Genomic DNA, 17,329 nt, shown 5'->3' on the forward strand with positions numbered 1-17,329 from the left:
TCAAATCGCCTCTAGTTCGCTCAAAAAGTCACGAAGGTCATCAAAATCTTCCACGCTGCCGGCGCGGAAAGTGGCTGCGGCCTGCACGTAGGCGCGCAGCGATTCAGTCTGGAACAGTTCCATCAACGGTACGTCCAGGCCGAGCTCGGCCTGCACCCGAGAGGTAATCTGGATCGCCAGCAAGGAGTGGCCACCGACATCAAAGAAGTTGTCGTTCAGGCCCACTTGCGGCAGGTGCAGAATGTCGGCCCAGATCGTGGCGATCTGCTGCTCAAGCTCGGTTTGCGGGGCCAGGTACTGCTGCTGCATCTGGCTCGCATCCGGCACCGGCAGGCCTTTGCGGTCGAGCTTGCCGTTGGGGGTCAGCGGCATCTGCGCCAGGAATACGAAGTGGCTGGGCACCATGTAGTCCGGCAGGTCGGCTTTCAGGGCACGACGCAGGGCGTCACGGAACTCAACCTGGTCGGCCAGGCTGGCGTCGGCCGGTACCACATAGGCCACCAGTTGTTTGCCGGTCGGCCCCTCCTGAGCGACCACCACGGTTTCACCGACACTGGCTTGCTCGCGCAAGCGCGCTTCGATTTCCCCCAGTTCGATACGGAAACCACGGATCTTCACCTGATGGTCCACACGCCCCAGGTAATCCACTACGCCATCCGGACGACCGCGGGTCAGGTCGCCGCTGCGATACACGCGACTGCCGGGCTTGCCGAACGGGTCCGGCACGAAGCGTTCGGCGGTTAACGCCGGACGCTCCAGATAGCCCCGGGCCACACCCTCGCCGCCCAGGTACAACTCGCCGGCTATGCCGATAGGTTGCAGGTTCAGTTGCGCATCCAAGACATAACCGCTGCGGTTGCCCAGCAAGGTACCGATGGGCGCGTAGACAGCGCCGCAGGGATCACCTTTACGGGCCTTCCACAACAGCGGTGTGACCACGGTTTCCGTCGGGCCATAGCCGTTGAACAAGTACTTGGGTTTCAGCGCTCGCCAAGCCAGGTCATAGCTGGCTTGAGCAACGGCATCACCACCGAAGCAATACACCCGCACCGCCGGTGGGTTGCCGTCGCGCTCGGCATGTTCGGCCAACTGTTGCAGGTACACCGGTGGGAACACCGCCATGGTCACGTTGTGGCGATGCATCTGCTCGTAGGTGTATTCCGGCAGCCACAGGCTGTCATCACGGATCAACACGCTGGCGCCGTTGATCAGCGGGTGCATCCAGCCTTCGTGGGAACCGTCGAAGGCGAAGGACATGAAGTGCAGTTCGCAATCGGCCGGTGAGGTCTCATAACGCTCGCCAGTGGCGATGATATGCGCCACCAACGGCCCATGAGCCACCGCCACGCCCTTGGGCAAACCGGTGGAGCCGGAGGTGTAGATCACGTAGGCGAGGTTGTCGCCGTCCAGAGCCACATCCGGTGCCGTATCGCTGTAACCGGCCCATTCTTCGGTGCGATCAATCGCCAGGGTATCCAGACCCTCGGGGACTGGCAGTTGCTGCAACGCCCGGCTGTGAGTCAGCAGCAGTTGCGCACGGCTGTCTTGCATCATGTACAGCAGGCGATCACGTGGGTATTCGATATCCAGTGGCACATACACGCCACCAGCTTTCATCACTGCCAGGAACGCCACCATGATCTCGGCACTGCGCGGCATGGCAATAGCCACCCGCACTTCCGGGCCGACGCCACGGGCGATCAAGGCATGGGCCAGGCGGTTGGCCTGGCGATCCAGTTCACCGTAAGTCAGGGTTTGCGCATCGAATTTAACCGCCACTGCGTCCGGGGTTTGCCGGGCGCGATCGCCGACCAATTCGTGTACCAGCCGCTCGGCCGAGAAGCCGGCGTCGGCCTGGTTCCATAGCTCAAGAATCTGCTGTTGCTCATCCTCGCCCAGCAAGCTCAATTGGCTGATGGGTTGCTGTGGGTCGATCACCATTGCGCGCAAGAGGTTCTGCCAATGCCCGGCCATGCGCTCGATGGTCGCCACGGCGAACAGATCGGTGGCATAACTCAGGGAGGCACGCAGGGCCGTCTGGCTTTCTTCCACATCCAGCGCCAGGTCGAACTGGGCCACGCCTTCGTCCAGATCCAGGACTTCGACGTGCAGGTCGGCCAGGCGATGCAGATGGCTGTCGGCAGCGCTCACACGGTGGTTGAACAACACTTGGAACAACGGGCTCAGGCTAAGGCTGCGCTCCGGTTGCAATGCCTGCACAAGCTGTTCGAACGGCAGGTCCTGGTGAGCCTGGGCCTCCAGGGAACGCTGACGCACCTGGTGCAGCAGTTGCTCGGTGCTCATTTGCCCGTGGATATCGGCCTTGAGCACTTGGGTGTTGACGAAGAAGCCGATCAATCCCTCGGTTTCCAAGCGGTTGCGGTTGGCAATCGGCACGCCTACGCGCACATCTTCCTGGCCGCTGTAGCGATGCAGCAACGCCTGGTAAGACGCCAGCAGCAGCATCGGCAGCGTGACGCCAGCGTGCTGCGCCAGTGCGCGCAAACTGCCCAACAACTCCGGATGCAACTCGATACCCAAGCGTGCGCCACGATGGCTTGGCTGTGCCGGGCGCGGCTGGTCGAACGGCAACTCCAGCACCGGTTGCTCGCCGCTCAACTGCTCGCGCCAGTAGGCCAGTTGACGCGCCTGCTCCCCCGCCTCCATCCAACCGCGCTGCCACACGGCATAATCGGCGTACTGGATCGGCAGCGCCGGCAATTGCACGTCCTGGCCTTGGCTGTTAGCGGCATACGCCTGCACCAACTCCTCGACCATCAACTGCATCGACCAACCGTCAGAAACGATGTGATGCTGCACCAGCACCAGCACGTGGTCGTCCTCGGCCAGGCGCAGCAAGGTGGCCCGCAGCAGCGGCCCACGCAGCAGGTCGAAAGGCTGGGCGACCACCTGGGCGACCCGCGCCTTGAGGCCGGCATAGTCGCTGTCGACCTGCTCGATATCGACCCGGCCCTGGGCGTCAATGACTTGAACCGCGCCAGTGGCGTCCTGACGGAAATACGTGCGCAGGCTTTCATGGCGAGCCAGCAAGCTATCAAAGCTCTCTTGCAGCGCGGTCAGGTCCAACGGCCCCTGCAAACGCAAGGCGCTGGGGATGTGATACGCGGCGCCGGCCGGGTCCAGTTGCCAGAGGAACCACTGGCGCTCCTGGGCATAAGATAGCGGCAGAGGCTGCGTGCGGTCGGCCTTGATCAACGCCGGCGCGGTGACGCCCTCCTCGCCCAAGGCCCGCACGAAATCACCCAGTAGCGGCTGTTCGAACAAGGCCTTGAGTGGGACTTCCAGCGCCAGGGCCTGACGCACCCGTGACACCACCCGCGTGGCCAGCAATGAATGCCCGCCCAACTCGAAGAAATGATCGTCGAGGCCCACTTGGGGCAACTCCAGTACCTCGGCCCAGATCGCCGCCACCTGCTGCTCGCGCGGGGTGACGGGCGCTACATGGCCCTTGAGCGAGAGGCTGACATCCGGTTTGGGCAATGCCTTGCGGTCGAGCTTGCCGTTGGGGGTCAGCGGCAGGCTGTCGAGGAACAGCCACTGCGCGGGCACCATGTAGTCCGGCAAGCGCTCGCGCAGCGCGGTTTTATAGACCTGCGACGCCTGCGGCGCGGCGCTGACCAGGTAAGCGATCAGCCGGTCGTTATCGGCCAGCACCACGGCTTCGCGTACGCCGTCGAACTCACGCAAGCAGGCTTCGATTTCACCCAGCTCGATACGGAAACCCCGGACCTTGACCTGATGGTCGACGCGGCCGATGTATTCCACCAGGCCGTCGGCCCGATAGCGTGCCAGGTCACCGGTACGGTACAGGCGTTCGCCCGGAGCTCCAAACGGGTTGGGCACGAAGCGCTCAGCGGTCAGCGCCGGCTGCCCGTGGTAACCCCGCGCCAAGCCGACACCGCCGATCAGCAGCTCACCGGACACACCTTGGGGGCATGGCGTGAGACCGGCATTGAGGATGAACAAGCCGGTATTGGCGATGGGCCGTCCAACGAACGGCAATGCCTGGTGCAAACGATGAGCCGCCGACCAGATGGTGGTTTCCGTCGGGCCATAGAGGTTCCACAGTGGGCCTTGCAGTTCGAGCATGCGCTGGGCCAAATCGACGGGCAGCGCTTCGCCACCGCACAGGCAGGCGATGCCACGCAGTGAATGAGCCCGTGGGCTGTCGAGCAACATGCGCCAGGTCGAGGGCGTGGCTTGCAGCACATTCGCCGCCTGACGCTGAGCCAGATCGAGGATCGCCTCGGGGTCGAGGGCCGTTGCCTGGGTGCTCAGCAACACGGTACCGCCGACACTCAGCGGCACATACAGCTCCAGGGCGAAGATATCGAACGAGAAGGTGGTCAGCGACAACAGCCGCGCATCCTGGCCGATACTCAACGTGCCGGCCATGCCGCTGGTGAAGCTGCACAGCGCCTTGTGACGAACCATCACCCCTTTGGGCTTGCCAGTGGAGCCAGAGGTGTAGATCACGTAGGCCAGATGCTCCGGTGTCACGGCAACCTGGGGGTTGTGCTGCGCTGTGCCGGCCTCCTCCACCATCAGCACCTGCACGCCGTGCGGCTGAGCCAGGTGCCCCAGCAGGTGCGGTTGCGTCAGCAGTACTTGGGCGCGGCTGTCTTCAAGCATGTAGGCCAGGCGCTCTGCAGGGAATTGTGGGTCGAGCGGCACATAGGCGCCACCGGCCTTGAGGGTCGCGAGCAAGCCAACCACCATGTCCAGGGAACGCTCCACGTGTACTGCCACCAGCACGTCCGGGCCGACGCCCATGTCGATCAGACGATGGGCCAGCCGATTGGCGCGACGGTTGAGTTCGCCGTAGCTCAGGTGCTCGTCATTGAAGTGCAGCGCGATGGCGTCGGGTTGCGCCGCGGCCTGGGCCTCAAACAACTGGTGTACGCAGCGTTCGCGTGGGTAGTCGGTGTCGCTCCGGTTCCAGTCGTGCACCATGTGCTGCCATTGCGACGGGCTGAGCATCGCCAGGTCGTCCAAGGCCACCGAGGCATCCTGCAGGACTGCGCGCAGCAGGTTTTGCCAATGCTCGGCCAGGCGTTCCACGGTCGCCGCGTCAAACAGATCCGTGGCGTAAGTCAGCGAGGCCCAGAGACCGTCCACCGATTCCTCGGTTTCCAGGTTCAGGTCGAATTGCGTGCTGTGACCGGCCCAATCCACTGGCTGCAAAGCCAGGCCGGGCAATTGCACCGGGGCTGAACGCAGGCTGTCCTGATGGTTGAACATCACCTGGAACAGCGGGTTATGGCTCAGGCTGCGCTCGGGCTGCAACACTTGCACGATCTGCTCGAACGGCAGGTCCTGATGGGCCTGCGCCTCCAGGGCACGCTGCTTGACCTGGGCCAGCAACTGGTCGAACGGCATCTGCCCGTGCACGTCAGCTTGCAGCACCTGGGTGTTGACGAAAAAGCCCAGCAGTCGCTCGGTTTCGAAGCGATTACGGTTGGCGACCGGTACGCCGACACACACCTGTGCCTGGCCGCTGTAGCGGTGCAGCAAGGTCTGGAACGAGGCCAGCAACAGCATGAACAGCGTCACGTCCTGACGCTGGGCCAGGGCCTTGAGTTCAGTCAGCAGCGCACGCTCCAGATGAATCTGGCGGCGCGCGCCACGATGGCTCTGCACTGCGGGGCGTGGATAGTCCAGCGGCAGGTCCAGCAACGAATGTTCGTGCCCCAGACGAGCGCACCAGTAATCGAGCTGGCGTTGTTGTTCCCCAGCCGCCATCCAGTCGCGCTGCCACTGCGCGTAGTCGGCGTACTGGATCGGCAAGGCCGGCAACCCTGCGTCGCCTTGGTACAGCGCCACCCACTCGTCGATCATCACTTGCATCGACCAGCCGTCAGAGATGATGTGGTGCTGGGTGATGACCAGCACATGGTGATCAGGCGCGACGATCAGCAACTTGACGCGCATCAGCGGGCCGTTGCGCAGGTCGAACGGGCGCTGGATCTCTTCGGTGGCAGCCTGCTCGATAGCGCCGGCGTCGACCTTTTGTTGTTCAACCGGCACTGCCAGGCTTGGGTGGATGACTTGCACGGTGTGCTCGCCCGACTCCACGAAGGTGGTGCGCAGTGGTTCATGGCGCTGCACCAGGGCTTCGACGGCGCGCTCCAGCGCCGCGATGTCGAGTTCACCGCGCAGGTGCAAGACGCTGGGCACATGATAGGCCGCGCTGGTGGGATCCAATTGCCAGAGAAACCACTGCCGCTCCTGGGCAAAGGACAACGCCAGCGGCTGCTCACGGCCAACCGCCTGCATCACGGGCGCCGTATCGGCCTGCACGCCTGCGCACGCCGCTGCGAAAGCGGCCAGCGTCGGCTGTTCGAACAGGGCCCGCAACGGCACTTCCAGCTTGAGATCGTGGCGCACCCGGGAGATCACTTGGGTGGCCAGCAAGGAGTGGCCGCCGCGTTCGAAGAAGTGATCTTCCAGGCCAACCTGCTCGACCTGCAACACTGCTTGCCAGATCGCCGCCAACTGGATTTGCAATGGACTTTGCGGCGCCACGTAGGCGGCGCTGGCCTGGTTCAGGTCGGGTGTGGGCAGCGCACGGCGGTCGAGCTTGCCGTTGTGGTTCAACGGCAAGGCATCGAGGACCACCCAATGGCCCGGCACCATGTAGTCCGGCAACGTCTGGCGCAAGCGCGCCGCCAGTGCCTGGGCCTCCAGCGCTTGGCGTTCGGCGGGCACCACGTACGCCACCAACTGCACGCCGGTCGCGCTCGGCTGCGCAAGCACGGCGGCTTCTCGCACGTTGGGCAAGGCTTGCAGGCTGGCTTCGATTTCGCCCATTTCGATACGCAGGCCACGAATCTTCACTTGATGGTCGATACGCCCGACGTACTCCAGCGCACCCGCCGGGTTGTACCGGGCCAGGTCGCCACTGCGATAAAGCCGCGCACCGGGCATGGCGGAAAACGGGTCCGGCAAGAAGCGCTCGGCGGTCAGCGCCGGGCGGTCGAAATAGCGTTGCGCCAAGCCAACCTCAGCACCAATGCACAGCTCGCCCACGCCATCGGTGGCCAACAATTCGAAACCGCTGTCGAGTACATACAGGCCGCGCCCGGCAATCGCCTGCCCGATTGGCACGCCGTAGGCGTCGTTGGCATCGGCCAATTGGCACTCATGCACGCTGGAGACCACCGTGGCTTCGGTCGGCCCGTAGGTGTTGACCAGGCGCACATTGCCCAAGCCCGCGGCGTACCACGCACGCACGCCCTCCACTGACATGGCTTCACCCCCCACATGTACCTGGCGCAGCTTGCCCAGGGAGCGACGGTGCTCGGCGCACTCTTGCGCCAACAGGTACCAGTAGGCGGCGGGCAAATCGGCCAGGGTCACACCCTGCTCGACAATCTCTTGCGCCAGCTGCCCGGCATCCCAGAGTTCATCGCCACGCATGATCAACGCCGCGCCCGCACACAGGGGCGGGAAGCACTGTTCGACAAAACCATCGAAACTGAAGGTCGCAAACTGCAACACGCGGTCCTCGGCGCTCAGTCGGCTGTACAGCGTGGCGCTGTCACAGAACTGGCCAAGGGCGGCATGGTCGATGGCCACGCCTTTGGGCTGGCCGGTGGAGCCAGAGGTGTAGATCACATAGGCCAGGTCAGCCGCCGCCGCGTGATTAGGCGGATTGGTCGTCGGGTAGCCGGTCAGTTCGTCGCCACTGGCGCTGAAATCCATACGAGTCAGGCCGCGGGGCAAAGGTAAGTCGGCGAGCAAGCCGGTTTCGCTGAGCAGCACGTCCAGGCGGCTGTCGGCGAGCATGTAGGCCAAACGTTCCGCCGGATATTCAGGGTCCAGCGGTACATAGGCCGCCCCGCTTTTGAGCACTGCCAGCAGGCTGACGATCAATTGCGGGCCACGCCGCGAAGCCAGGCCCACCCGTTGGCCGGGGCCGACGCCAAGCGCCAACAGGCGATGGGCCAGGCGGTTGGCGCGCTGGTTCAACTGGGCGTAGCTCAAGCTGGCGTCACCGGCCTGTACAGCCAGGGCGTCTGGCGTCGCCTCGGCCTGGGCTGCGATACGCTGATGCACGCGTTCGTTGGCCTGGGGCGCTGCGGCTGAGCGGCTCAGAGCGAGCATCTGCCGTTGCGCAGGGGCGTCGAGAAGGCGCAGGTTGCCCAGCGGCATGTGAGCGTCTGCGAGCAATTGCGCCAGCAGGTGTTGCAGGTTGGCGCTCAACTGCGCCACGTGCGCCTCGCTGAACTGGGCACGGTTATAACTGAATTCCAGGCGCAGGCTGGCGCCCAGTTCGATGCCCAGGGTCAATGGATAGTGCGTGCGCTCATGGTTGTGCAGGCGACCGAAGGTCAGGCCGGCTGGCGCGCCTTGCTTGAGCGCCTCGGCAACCGGGAAGTTCTCGAACACCAGCAAGGTGTCGAACAGCGCGCCCTGCTGGCCAGCCCAGCCTTGGATGTCGTAGAGCGGCACATGTTCATGGTCGCGCAGGCTGAGGTTGAGCGCTTGCAGTTCGCTGAGCCAGGTTGCGGCCGACTGGGCTGGCGAGGCTGCGCTGATGATCGGCAAGGTGTTGATGAACAGGCCCAGTTGCTGCTCGATCCCCGGCAGCGGTGCGGAACGCCCGGCCACGGTGGCACCGAAGGCGACGCAGTCCTGGCCGGTGTAGCGTTGCAGCAACAGGCTCCAAGCCCCTTGCAACAGGGTATTGAGGGTGACTTTGTGCTGGCGTGCGAACTCGCCGAGGCGGCGGGTAAAGTCACTCTCCAGCGCCACGTGATGGTCAGCCATGCCCACCCCGTCTACCGGCGTGCGCAGCGCTTGCGCCAGCAGGGTCGGCGCCGGCAATGCCGCCAGGGCGTTTTTCCAGAACGCTTCGCCCGAGGATTGTTGTTGCAGCCAGGCGAGGTAATCGCGGAACTGCCCGAGCGGCGCCGGCACTGCCTGCCCCGCATAGTGAGCGATGACTTCACCGAGCAACTGCGCGTTACTCCAGCCGTCCATGAGGATGTGATGGCTGGTGAAAATAAAGTGCCAGGCCGCACCGGCACCGCGCACCAGCGTCAGGCGAAACAGCGGCGCGGCATTCAGCGCAAAACCGCGTTCGCGTTCGGCTTGGGCCAGGGTGTCGAAATCGGCGTCGGGGTCTTCGATCACTTGCAGTTGCAGGTCGACCTGGCGCTGGATCATCTGGTGAGCACTGTCCAGGCCCAGCCAATGGAAGCTGCTGCGCAGGATGTCGTGACGATCCAGTGCAGCCTGCCAGGCACGCCCGAAAGCGAGCAAATCGAGGCCCTCGATGTCCAGGCGCAACTGGTTGATGTAGGCCTGGGCCTCGGGTTCCAACAGGGTGTGGAACAGCATGCCTTGCTGCATCGGCGACAGCGGATAAAGGTCGGCAATCGCCGGCCCGGCCACGGGCAAGGCATCCAGTTGCTGCTGGGTGAGGCGTGCCAGCGGGAAATCCGACGGGCTCACCTGGCCTGCCGGCGTGGCACAGCAATGCTCGATCAGCGCCCTGAGTTCGGCTGCGTACTCGTCCGCCAGACCTTGAACAGTTGCCGCCTCGAACATCTCCCGGCTGAACCCCCATTGCAATGACAGCTCGCCGCCATACACCTGACCTTCCAGTGTCAGCCAGTTGGCCAGCGGTGCCTCTGGATCCTGGGCCTGGCCACTGCCCTGACTGGCCGGCACAAACAGTGCCGACTCGTTGAACTGACGGTCGAACTGGCCCAGGTAGTTGAAGGTGATGCGCGGCGCGGTAAGGTTCGCCAGGCTTTCCTGCGCGTGTGGCGCGCCCAGGTAGCGCAGCAGGCCGTAGCCCAGGCCTTTGTCGGGCACGGCGCGCAGTTGTTCCTTGACCGCCTTGATCGCCTCGGGCAACTCGCCTTCGGCGTGCAGGCGCACCGGGTACAGGCTGGTGAACCAGCCGACGGTGCGGCTCAGGTCGATGTCGTCGAAGAGATCTTCGCGACCGTGACCTTCCAATTGGATAAGCGCAGCAGGTTGCTCGCTCCAACGGCTGATCACCCGCGCCAGGGCGGTCAACAGCAGGTCGTTGACCTGGGTGCGATAGGCCGCTGGCGCGTCTTGCAGCAGTCGGCGGGTGTGCTCGACGTCGAGGCGTGTTTCCAGCTTGGCACCCAGGCGGTTTTGCAGGCCGCCTTCGGGGTGATCACACGGCAGCTCGGCGTCGATGGATTGGGCTTGCCAGTACGGCAGTTGCTCCTCGACGGTCTGCGCGTGGCGGTGCAACTGTTGCGCCCAGCGCTGGTAGGCACTGGTTTTTGCCGGCAGCACCTGTTCCCGGTAGGCCTGTTGTAGGTCTTCAAGCAGGATGCGCCAGGACACGCCATCCACCACCAAGTGATGGATCACCAACAGCACACGCTGGCTGCCATCGGCCATGCTCACCAACGCGGCGCGCAGCAGCGGGCCTTGGGCAAGGTCAAGGCTGCGCTGGGCTTCATCACACAGCGCCGCCAGCTCAGCGTCGGTGCCGGCCTGGCATTGCCACAACAGCGGTTCGCTGACATAGGCAGCATGGCTCTGCTGCCAGCCGCCAGCCTGCTGCACAAAGCGCAGGCGCAAAGCGTCGTGATGCTGGATCAACCGCGCCAGCGCGGCCTCCAACCGGGCAGGCTCAAGCACCTCGCCGGGCACCAGCAACAAGGATTGATTCCAGTGATGCCGCGCCGGGATCGGCTGGTCGAAAAAACTGTGTTGGACGGGCGTCAGCATCACCTCGCCACTGACCGGGCCCTGGTCGATCAGGCTGACCTGCTCAAAGCGCGCCACCAGAGCCAGGCTGCGGATGCTCTGGTATTGGAACAGGTCACGCGGGCTCAGGCGAATGCCGGCCTGACGGGCGCGGCTGACCACCTGGATAGAGATGATCGAATCGCCGCCCAGCTCGAAGAAGTTATCGTCCTGGCCGACCTGCTCAACGCCCAGCACGTCGCTCCAGATGGCAGCCAGGGCTGTTTGCAGGTCGCCTTGGGGGGCGACAAATGCCTGTTGCAATGCCTCATCCGGCACTGGCAACGCCTTGCGGTCGAGCTTGCCGTTGGCGGTCACCGGCAGCTTGGGCAGCGCAATGAAATGCGTCGGCACCATGTATTCCGGCAAGCTGCTGAGCAACCATTCCTTGAGGTCCGTTGGCGCCTCGCCTTCGTGTACAAGATAGGCGACCAACTGCTTGCCGCCCTGTACCAGTACCACGGCTTCGCGCACGTGTGGATGCTGCATAAGGCGTGCTTCGATTTCGCCCAGCTCGATACGCAAGCCGCGCAACTTGACCTGATGATCGAGACGGCCGAGGTATTCGATTACCCCATCGGCACGCTGGCGCACGCGGTCACCGGTGCGATACAGGCGTTCGCCCTTCAAGAACGAGCTGGGCACAAAACGTTCGGCGGTCAACGCCGGGCGTCGATGGTAACTGCGCGCCAGGCCGACGCCGCCCAGGTAGAGTTCGCCACTGACGCCGGCCGGCACCGGGTTGAGTTGCGCGTCCAGCACGTAGGTGCCGAGGTTGGCGATGGGGCGGCCGATGGGCACGCTGTCGGCGCCTTCGTCAATGCAGGTCCAGTGCGTGACGTCGATGGCCGCCTCGGTCGGGCCATAGAGGTTGTACAGCGCCGCAGCGGGCAACTTGGCGAACACTTGCTGTTGCGCATCCAGGGGCAAGGCTTCGCCGCTGCACACAATGCGCGTGAGGCTTGCGCACGCCTGTACGCCCGGCTCATGGATAAACGCCTGCAACATCGACGGCACGAAGTGCAAGGTGGTGATGGCGTGTCGGCCAATGGTGTCAATCAGGCGCGCCGGCTCACGGTGTTCGCCAGGCGCCGCGACCACCAGGCGGGCGCCGGTCATCAGCGGCCAGAAGAACTCCCACACCGACACGTCAAAGCTGAACGGGGTTTTCTGCAACACCGCGTCATTGGCACCCAGGCCATACGCCTGCTGCATCCAGCTCAAGCGGTTGACCAAGGCGCGATGGCTATTGCCGGCGCCTTTGGGCTTGCCGGTGGAGCCCGAGGTGTAGATCACGTAGGCCAGGTTCAGGGTATGCAAGGCCACGTTCGGCGATTCGCTGCTGTAGCCGTCGAGCCATAGCGCCGGCTGGTCCAGGGCAATTACCTGGATACCGGCGACGGGCAGCGACGCCAGCAAGCTCTGCTGGCTGAGCAGCAGTTGTATGCCGCTGTCTTCGATCATGTAGGCCAGGCGTTCCCGGGGGTACTCAGGGTCGAGGGGCACGTAGGCGCCACCGGACTTGAGAATCGCCAGCAGGCCAACCACCATTTCGATGGAGCGCTCGATGCAGATACCTACCAGCACGTCGGGCCCCACGCCCTGCTCGCCCAGGGCATGGGCCAACTGGTTGGCGCGCGCATCCAGCTGGGCGTAGGTCAAAATGGTGGTACCGAACAACAGTGCCGGTGCATCGGGGCTGCGCCGCGCCTGGTCTTCGATCAGGTGATGAATCCCGCGCTCGGTCGGGTACGCCTCGGCGGTCTGGTTCCAGGTGTGGACCAGCCGTTGCTGTTCAGCCGCGTCAAGCATGGGCAATTCGCCAATGCGCTGTTCGCCATCGAGCACCATGGCTTGCAACAGGCTGATCCAATGCCGGGCCATGCGCTCGATGGTGGGCGTATCGAACAAGTCATTGGCGTAGGTCAGCGCGGCATGCAGGGTGCCGGACTTTTCATAGGTGTCCAGGGTCAGGTCGAACTGGGTGGTGCGGCCTTGCCATTCCACCAGGGCCAATTCCAGCCCCGATGCAGTGCTGACCGAGGCGATATCGGCGACTACCGGCTGATGGTTATACATCACCTGGAACAGCGGCGTGTGGCTCAGGCTGCGCTCGATTTTCAGCGCTTCCACCAGCCGTTCGAAGGGCAACTCCTGATGGGCCTGAGCGCCCAGGGCATGCTCCTTGATACCTTGCAGCAACTCGGCAACCCGCGTTTGCCCGGTCAGTTCGGTGCGCAAAACCTGGGTGTTGACGAAGAAACCGATCAGCCCCTCGACTTCGGTGCGATTGCGATTGGCAATCGGCACACCGACGCGAATGTCGCCCTGGCCGGTATAGCGGTGCAACAGCACATTGAAGGCACCGAGCAGCAGCATGAACAGGGTGACGTTGTGTTTTTGCGCGCAGCTGCGCAGTTGCGCGGCCAGTGCCGGCTCAATCGCGAAGTTGTGCCGTGTGCCTTGGTAGCTGGGCATGGCCGGGCGCGGGTGGTCGGTGGGCAGCTCCAAAACCGGATGCTCATCGCCCAGGCGAGCCTGCCAGTACTCCAACTGGCGGGCCTGCTCGCCCGCTTCCAGCCAGCGGCGCTGCCACAGGGCGTAGTCACTGTACTGGATGGGCAGCGCCGGCAGTTGAGGTGCTTCGTTGCGCTCATGGGCGTCATAGCAGCGGATGAACTCGTCGATCAGCACATTCATCGACCAACCGTCGGAGACGATGTGGTGCAGGGTCAGCAGCAGCACGTGTTCCTGCTCGGCAAGCTTGAGCAGTTGCACGCGCAGCAGTGGCCCGTGCTCCAGGTCGAACGGCAACAGCGATTGACGGGTGGCGGTGGCGTTAACGGCCTGCTCCCGTGCGTCGATGGCCAAGGCCGTGAAGTCCAAGTGCTCGACTGTCACCGACGGCTCCACCGCCACCTGCGCCAGCCGCTCATCAGCCTGACGCTGGAACACCGTACGCAAAGTTTCGTGACGCGCCACCAGGCTGGCGAACGCTTGCTCCAGCGCTGGCACGCTCAGCGCCCCGCTCAAGCGCACTGCGCCGGGCAAATTGTAGGCGCCGCTGGCCGGGTCCAACTGCCATAGAAACCACATGCGCTGCTGTGCGTAGGACAGAGCCTGGCGGTCCTCCACCTCCACCCCTGCCGGAATCGGAAACCTTGAAAAATCCACGCCTTCTTTCTGCAAGGCTTGCAGGAACAGTTGGCGTTTTTCCAGGGGCAGCCCGATAAACCGGCGAGCAAGTTTCAAGGAGTCTTCAGCATTCATTTCTTGGAATCCGGGGCAATAGGCGGGAAGCACAAAGGCACGTCGTCCCTATAAAACGAACCGGGCGGGGAAAAATTAGCGAGGGGATGGGTGGCGCCGAGTGAGCTGTCATCAGGGGTTACATCAATCCCCGGGAGGGGACGCGAACCTGAGTTAGGATTGACGAACACCACTTTTTGCAACTACATTTAGTTACACGCAGGGAACGCCGTGTCCAAAAATGAAAAGCTGCTCGCCAAACTGCTCAATGAGCACATGGCATTTACCTGGTCTGAGCTCGTCACGTTATTACGCCGATTGGGATACGCACAGATTGAAGGGGCTGGAAGCCGGGTCAAGTTCGACATTGGCGACCCCAGTGCAATGATCACCCTGCACAAGCCTCACCCCGGCAACGAACTGAAACACTACATTCGCCGCCAGATCATCGAACAATTGAAATCAGGAGAACTGATTCAGTGAACAACCAACTGAAACACAAAGGCTACATCGGCTCCATCGAAGCCAGCCTCGAAGACAACTGCCTGTTCGGCAAGATCCTCTTCATCAAGGCGCTGGTGAGCTACGAAGGCAAGACGGTCGCAGAGTTGGACGCCGCGTTCAAAGAGGCGGTGGAGGATTACCTCACTACGTGCCAGGCCCTGGGCCAGACACCCGAGAAACCCTGCAAGGGTTCATTCAATGTGCGTGTCGGCCACGACCTGCACCTGGCCGCGGCCCTGGCGGCGACTCGAAAAAAAGTGACGTTGAACGACCTCACGCGCCAGGCGCTCAACGAGTTCCTGCAGCAACATGGCGCAGAGGGGCTTGCCGCCGTTTGAACGCGAGCGTGCAGGCCAGGCGCCGGCGTCCCTGGCGTCTTTCGAGGCTAGGGGCGGGCGCAAGGGGCTAGGTCATGGTGCGCCCTTATCCCTTTCTCCAACGAAATTGATTCCAAACAGAACTAACGTATCCAATTGTATTTTTCGTCCAAGCTTCTAGATTGAAAAATCAAACGCCTTCCTTTCCTGACCCTTGGTCCGCAGTAACGTCCAATGGCATAGACACGCGGAGTCTTGCTATGAACGACATCACCCCACACTCAGCCCTGCCAAAAACCACAACCCGCCTCCAGCTTCCTGCCCTTGAATGCCCGCTACCGCTAAGGGTCGATGAAGCGCTGGGTGAGCACATCAATGAGCTGTTAGTCGGATGGGTGCGGCGAACCGGTATTTTCAAGGGTCAAGTGGCGCACGTAAGGGCCTCGAATTTCGGACGCTTCCTGATGCTGTGCCACCCCGACACCGACGACGTACAACGCTTGTTGTTGGCTGCAAAATGCATGGCCGCGTTGTTCGCGGTGGACGACCATTATTGTGATGACGAACGACGCGGCGCCAACCCCAAGTTATTGGGTGCGCGCTTATCACGGGCTCTGGCCACAATGGACAAGGCTTACCTGAACCCACCCTACGATCGCGCACTGAAACACACTCTTGAAGATGACCCCGTGCTGCGTGGCCTGAAAGGCTACATGAACCATCTGGACCGCTACGGCACGGCGTCCCAAAAGGCGCGCGTACGGCACGAGACCATCGCCATGTTCGTCAGCATGGGTGCAGAGGCGTCGTGGCGGATCGAACACAGCCTGCCCCACATCTGGGAGTATCTGGCGCATCGTCAGGTCAATAGCTTTATCCCCTGCATGGCCCTCATTGATATCGTTGGCGGCTATGAGCTTGAGGCCGATATCTATTTCTCTGCGCCTGTGCGTGAAGTGGTAACGCTGGCCGCCAGTACAACCATGATCGTCAATGACCTGTTCTCCGCCGCCAAAGAGCAACAGCCTGACCTCAGCGATTTCGACCTGCCCTCGTTGCTCGTACACGAACAGGGCCACTCGTTTCAGGATGCACTGGCGCTTAGTGCAGACATTCACAACGCACTCATGCGTCGCTACGAAACCAAGGAAAGACAAGCCCTGGAAGGCGCCTCGCCTTCGCTCCAGCGGTTCCTCGGCGGGGTAAAAGCCTGGTTGGCTGGCAACTACGAATGGCACCGGCACAGCGCTCGCTATCAGGTGTAAACCGACCCGGCATTCAACCCAACCGTCGATACCCCAGCACGGCTGAGCCCATGACGACGCACCCCGCCGCCAGCGCCACCCAAAACCCGCTGGTGGCGCCAAAGTGGTCGATCATCCACCCCGAACTCGCGGCGCCAATGGCCACGCCGATGCTCAGGCCGGTGATCAGCCAGGTCATGCCTTCGGTAAGACGGCTGGCCGGGACGATCTGCTCCACCATGGCCATCGACACAATCAAGGTGGGCGCGAAGAACAGCCCGGAGATAAAGATTGCAGCGGCCAAGCCGGGAATATTACTCACCAGCAGCAAGGGCAAGGTGGTCAACGCTGTGGCTACGCCGCAGTACAGGAACTGACGTGGCAACGGTGCCTTGAGTTTGAGGGCACCGAAGGCCAACCCCGCCAGGCACGAACCAATGGCATACACCGACAGCACGATACTCGCCGCCGCCGGCTGGCCTTGATGCTGGGCGAAGGCCACGCTGACTACATCCACCACGCCGACGATCACGCCCATGGCCAGCAGCAAAATCATCAGGATCAATACCGACGGCGCCGCAATCAGCCAGCGACCGTGCGCGCCCTGATGCGCGTGTACCGGTGGCTCGGTTTGCCGTTGCAACACAAAGGTGGTGACGCCCACCGCCAGCAACAGCGCCGCCACCAAGGGCCCGGCTTCTGGGAATACCGCCACGCTCAACCCCACCGAAATGGGCGGGCCGATGATGAAGCACACCTCATCGAGTACCGACTCCAGGGCAAACGCGGTTTGCAGCCTGGGCTGGCCACGATACAACTCGGTCCAGCGCGCTCGCACCATGGCCGACATATTGGGCATGCAGCCCGCCAGCGCGGCGAACAGAAACAGCGTCCAATTCGGCGCCTGCAACCGCGTACACAGCAGCAACATCAATAGCGCCCCGCCTCCGATCAGCGCGGCAATCGGCAGCACCCTGCCCTGGCTGTAGCGGTCCACCCAACGTGACACTTGCGGCGCGCAAATCGCCGTGGCCAAGGCAAACACTGCCGCCACCGAACCGGCCAGGCCATAGCCGCCATGCACCTGGGACAGCATGGTGATCAGGCCGATGCCGGTCATGGATATCGGCATGCGCGCCAGCATGCCAGCGAGCACAAAGGCCCGGGCACCAGGAACCTGGAATAATTCAGCGTAGGGGTTTGCCATCCTGCTCGACCTCTTGCTCGACCTCTTGCTCGACGCCCTGGGCT

The 17,329-nt window shown here is 63.1% G+C and carries 5 protein-coding genes; 3 read left to right on the forward strand and 2 right to left on the reverse strand.

Translation table 11 applies throughout. The features are described 5' to 3' along the window. Complete coding sequence (locus tag GIV35_RS13130) at positions 1-14,034, reverse strand: non-ribosomal peptide synthase/polyketide synthase (protein ID WP_236491402.1); 14,034 nt, start codon at positions 14,032-14,034, stop codon at positions 1-3. A gap of 210 nt (positions 14,035-14,244) precedes the next feature. On the opposite strand from GIV35_RS13130, the gene GIV35_RS13135 reads away from it, so the two are divergent. The 3 genes from GIV35_RS13135 to GIV35_RS13145 all read left to right on the forward strand — a co-directional run bounded on the left by GIV35_RS13135 (position 14,245) and on the right by GIV35_RS13145 (position 16,099). After that, positions 14,245-14,496 carry a type II toxin-antitoxin system HicA family toxin gene (locus GIV35_RS13135; RefSeq protein WP_223023880.1) on the forward strand — a complete coding sequence of 84 codons (252 nt, stop codon included), beginning with the start codon at positions 14,245-14,247 and terminating at the stop codon, positions 14,494-14,496. Continuing rightward, positions 14,493-14,855 carry a type II toxin-antitoxin system HicB family antitoxin gene (locus GIV35_RS13140; protein WP_105226582.1) on the forward strand — a complete coding sequence of 121 codons (363 nt, stop codon included), beginning with the start codon at positions 14,493-14,495 and terminating at the stop codon, positions 14,853-14,855. The genes GIV35_RS13135 and GIV35_RS13140 overlap by 4 nt, the downstream gene beginning before the upstream one ends. A 239-nt stretch (positions 14,856-15,094) precedes the next feature. Next, a complete protein-coding gene (locus GIV35_RS13145; protein WP_236265053.1) occupies positions 15,095-16,099 on the forward strand; it encodes a terpene synthase family protein in 1,005 nt (334 codons plus the stop codon). A gap of 13 nt (positions 16,100-16,112) precedes the next feature. Here GIV35_RS13145 and GIV35_RS13150 read toward each other — a convergent pair whose 3' ends face one another. Next, positions 16,113-17,285 carry an MFS transporter gene (locus GIV35_RS13150; RefSeq protein ID WP_105226580.1) on the reverse strand — a complete coding sequence of 391 codons (1,173 nt, stop codon included), beginning with the start codon at positions 17,283-17,285 and terminating at the stop codon, positions 16,113-16,115. Positions 17,286-17,329 lie beyond the last annotated feature (44 nt).

The organism is Pseudomonas sp. PA-1-6B, from assembly GCF_021609545.1.
In the GTDB taxonomy this organism is placed as follows: Bacteria; Pseudomonadota; Gammaproteobacteria; order Pseudomonadales; family Pseudomonadaceae; genus Aquipseudomonas; species Aquipseudomonas fluorescens_BV.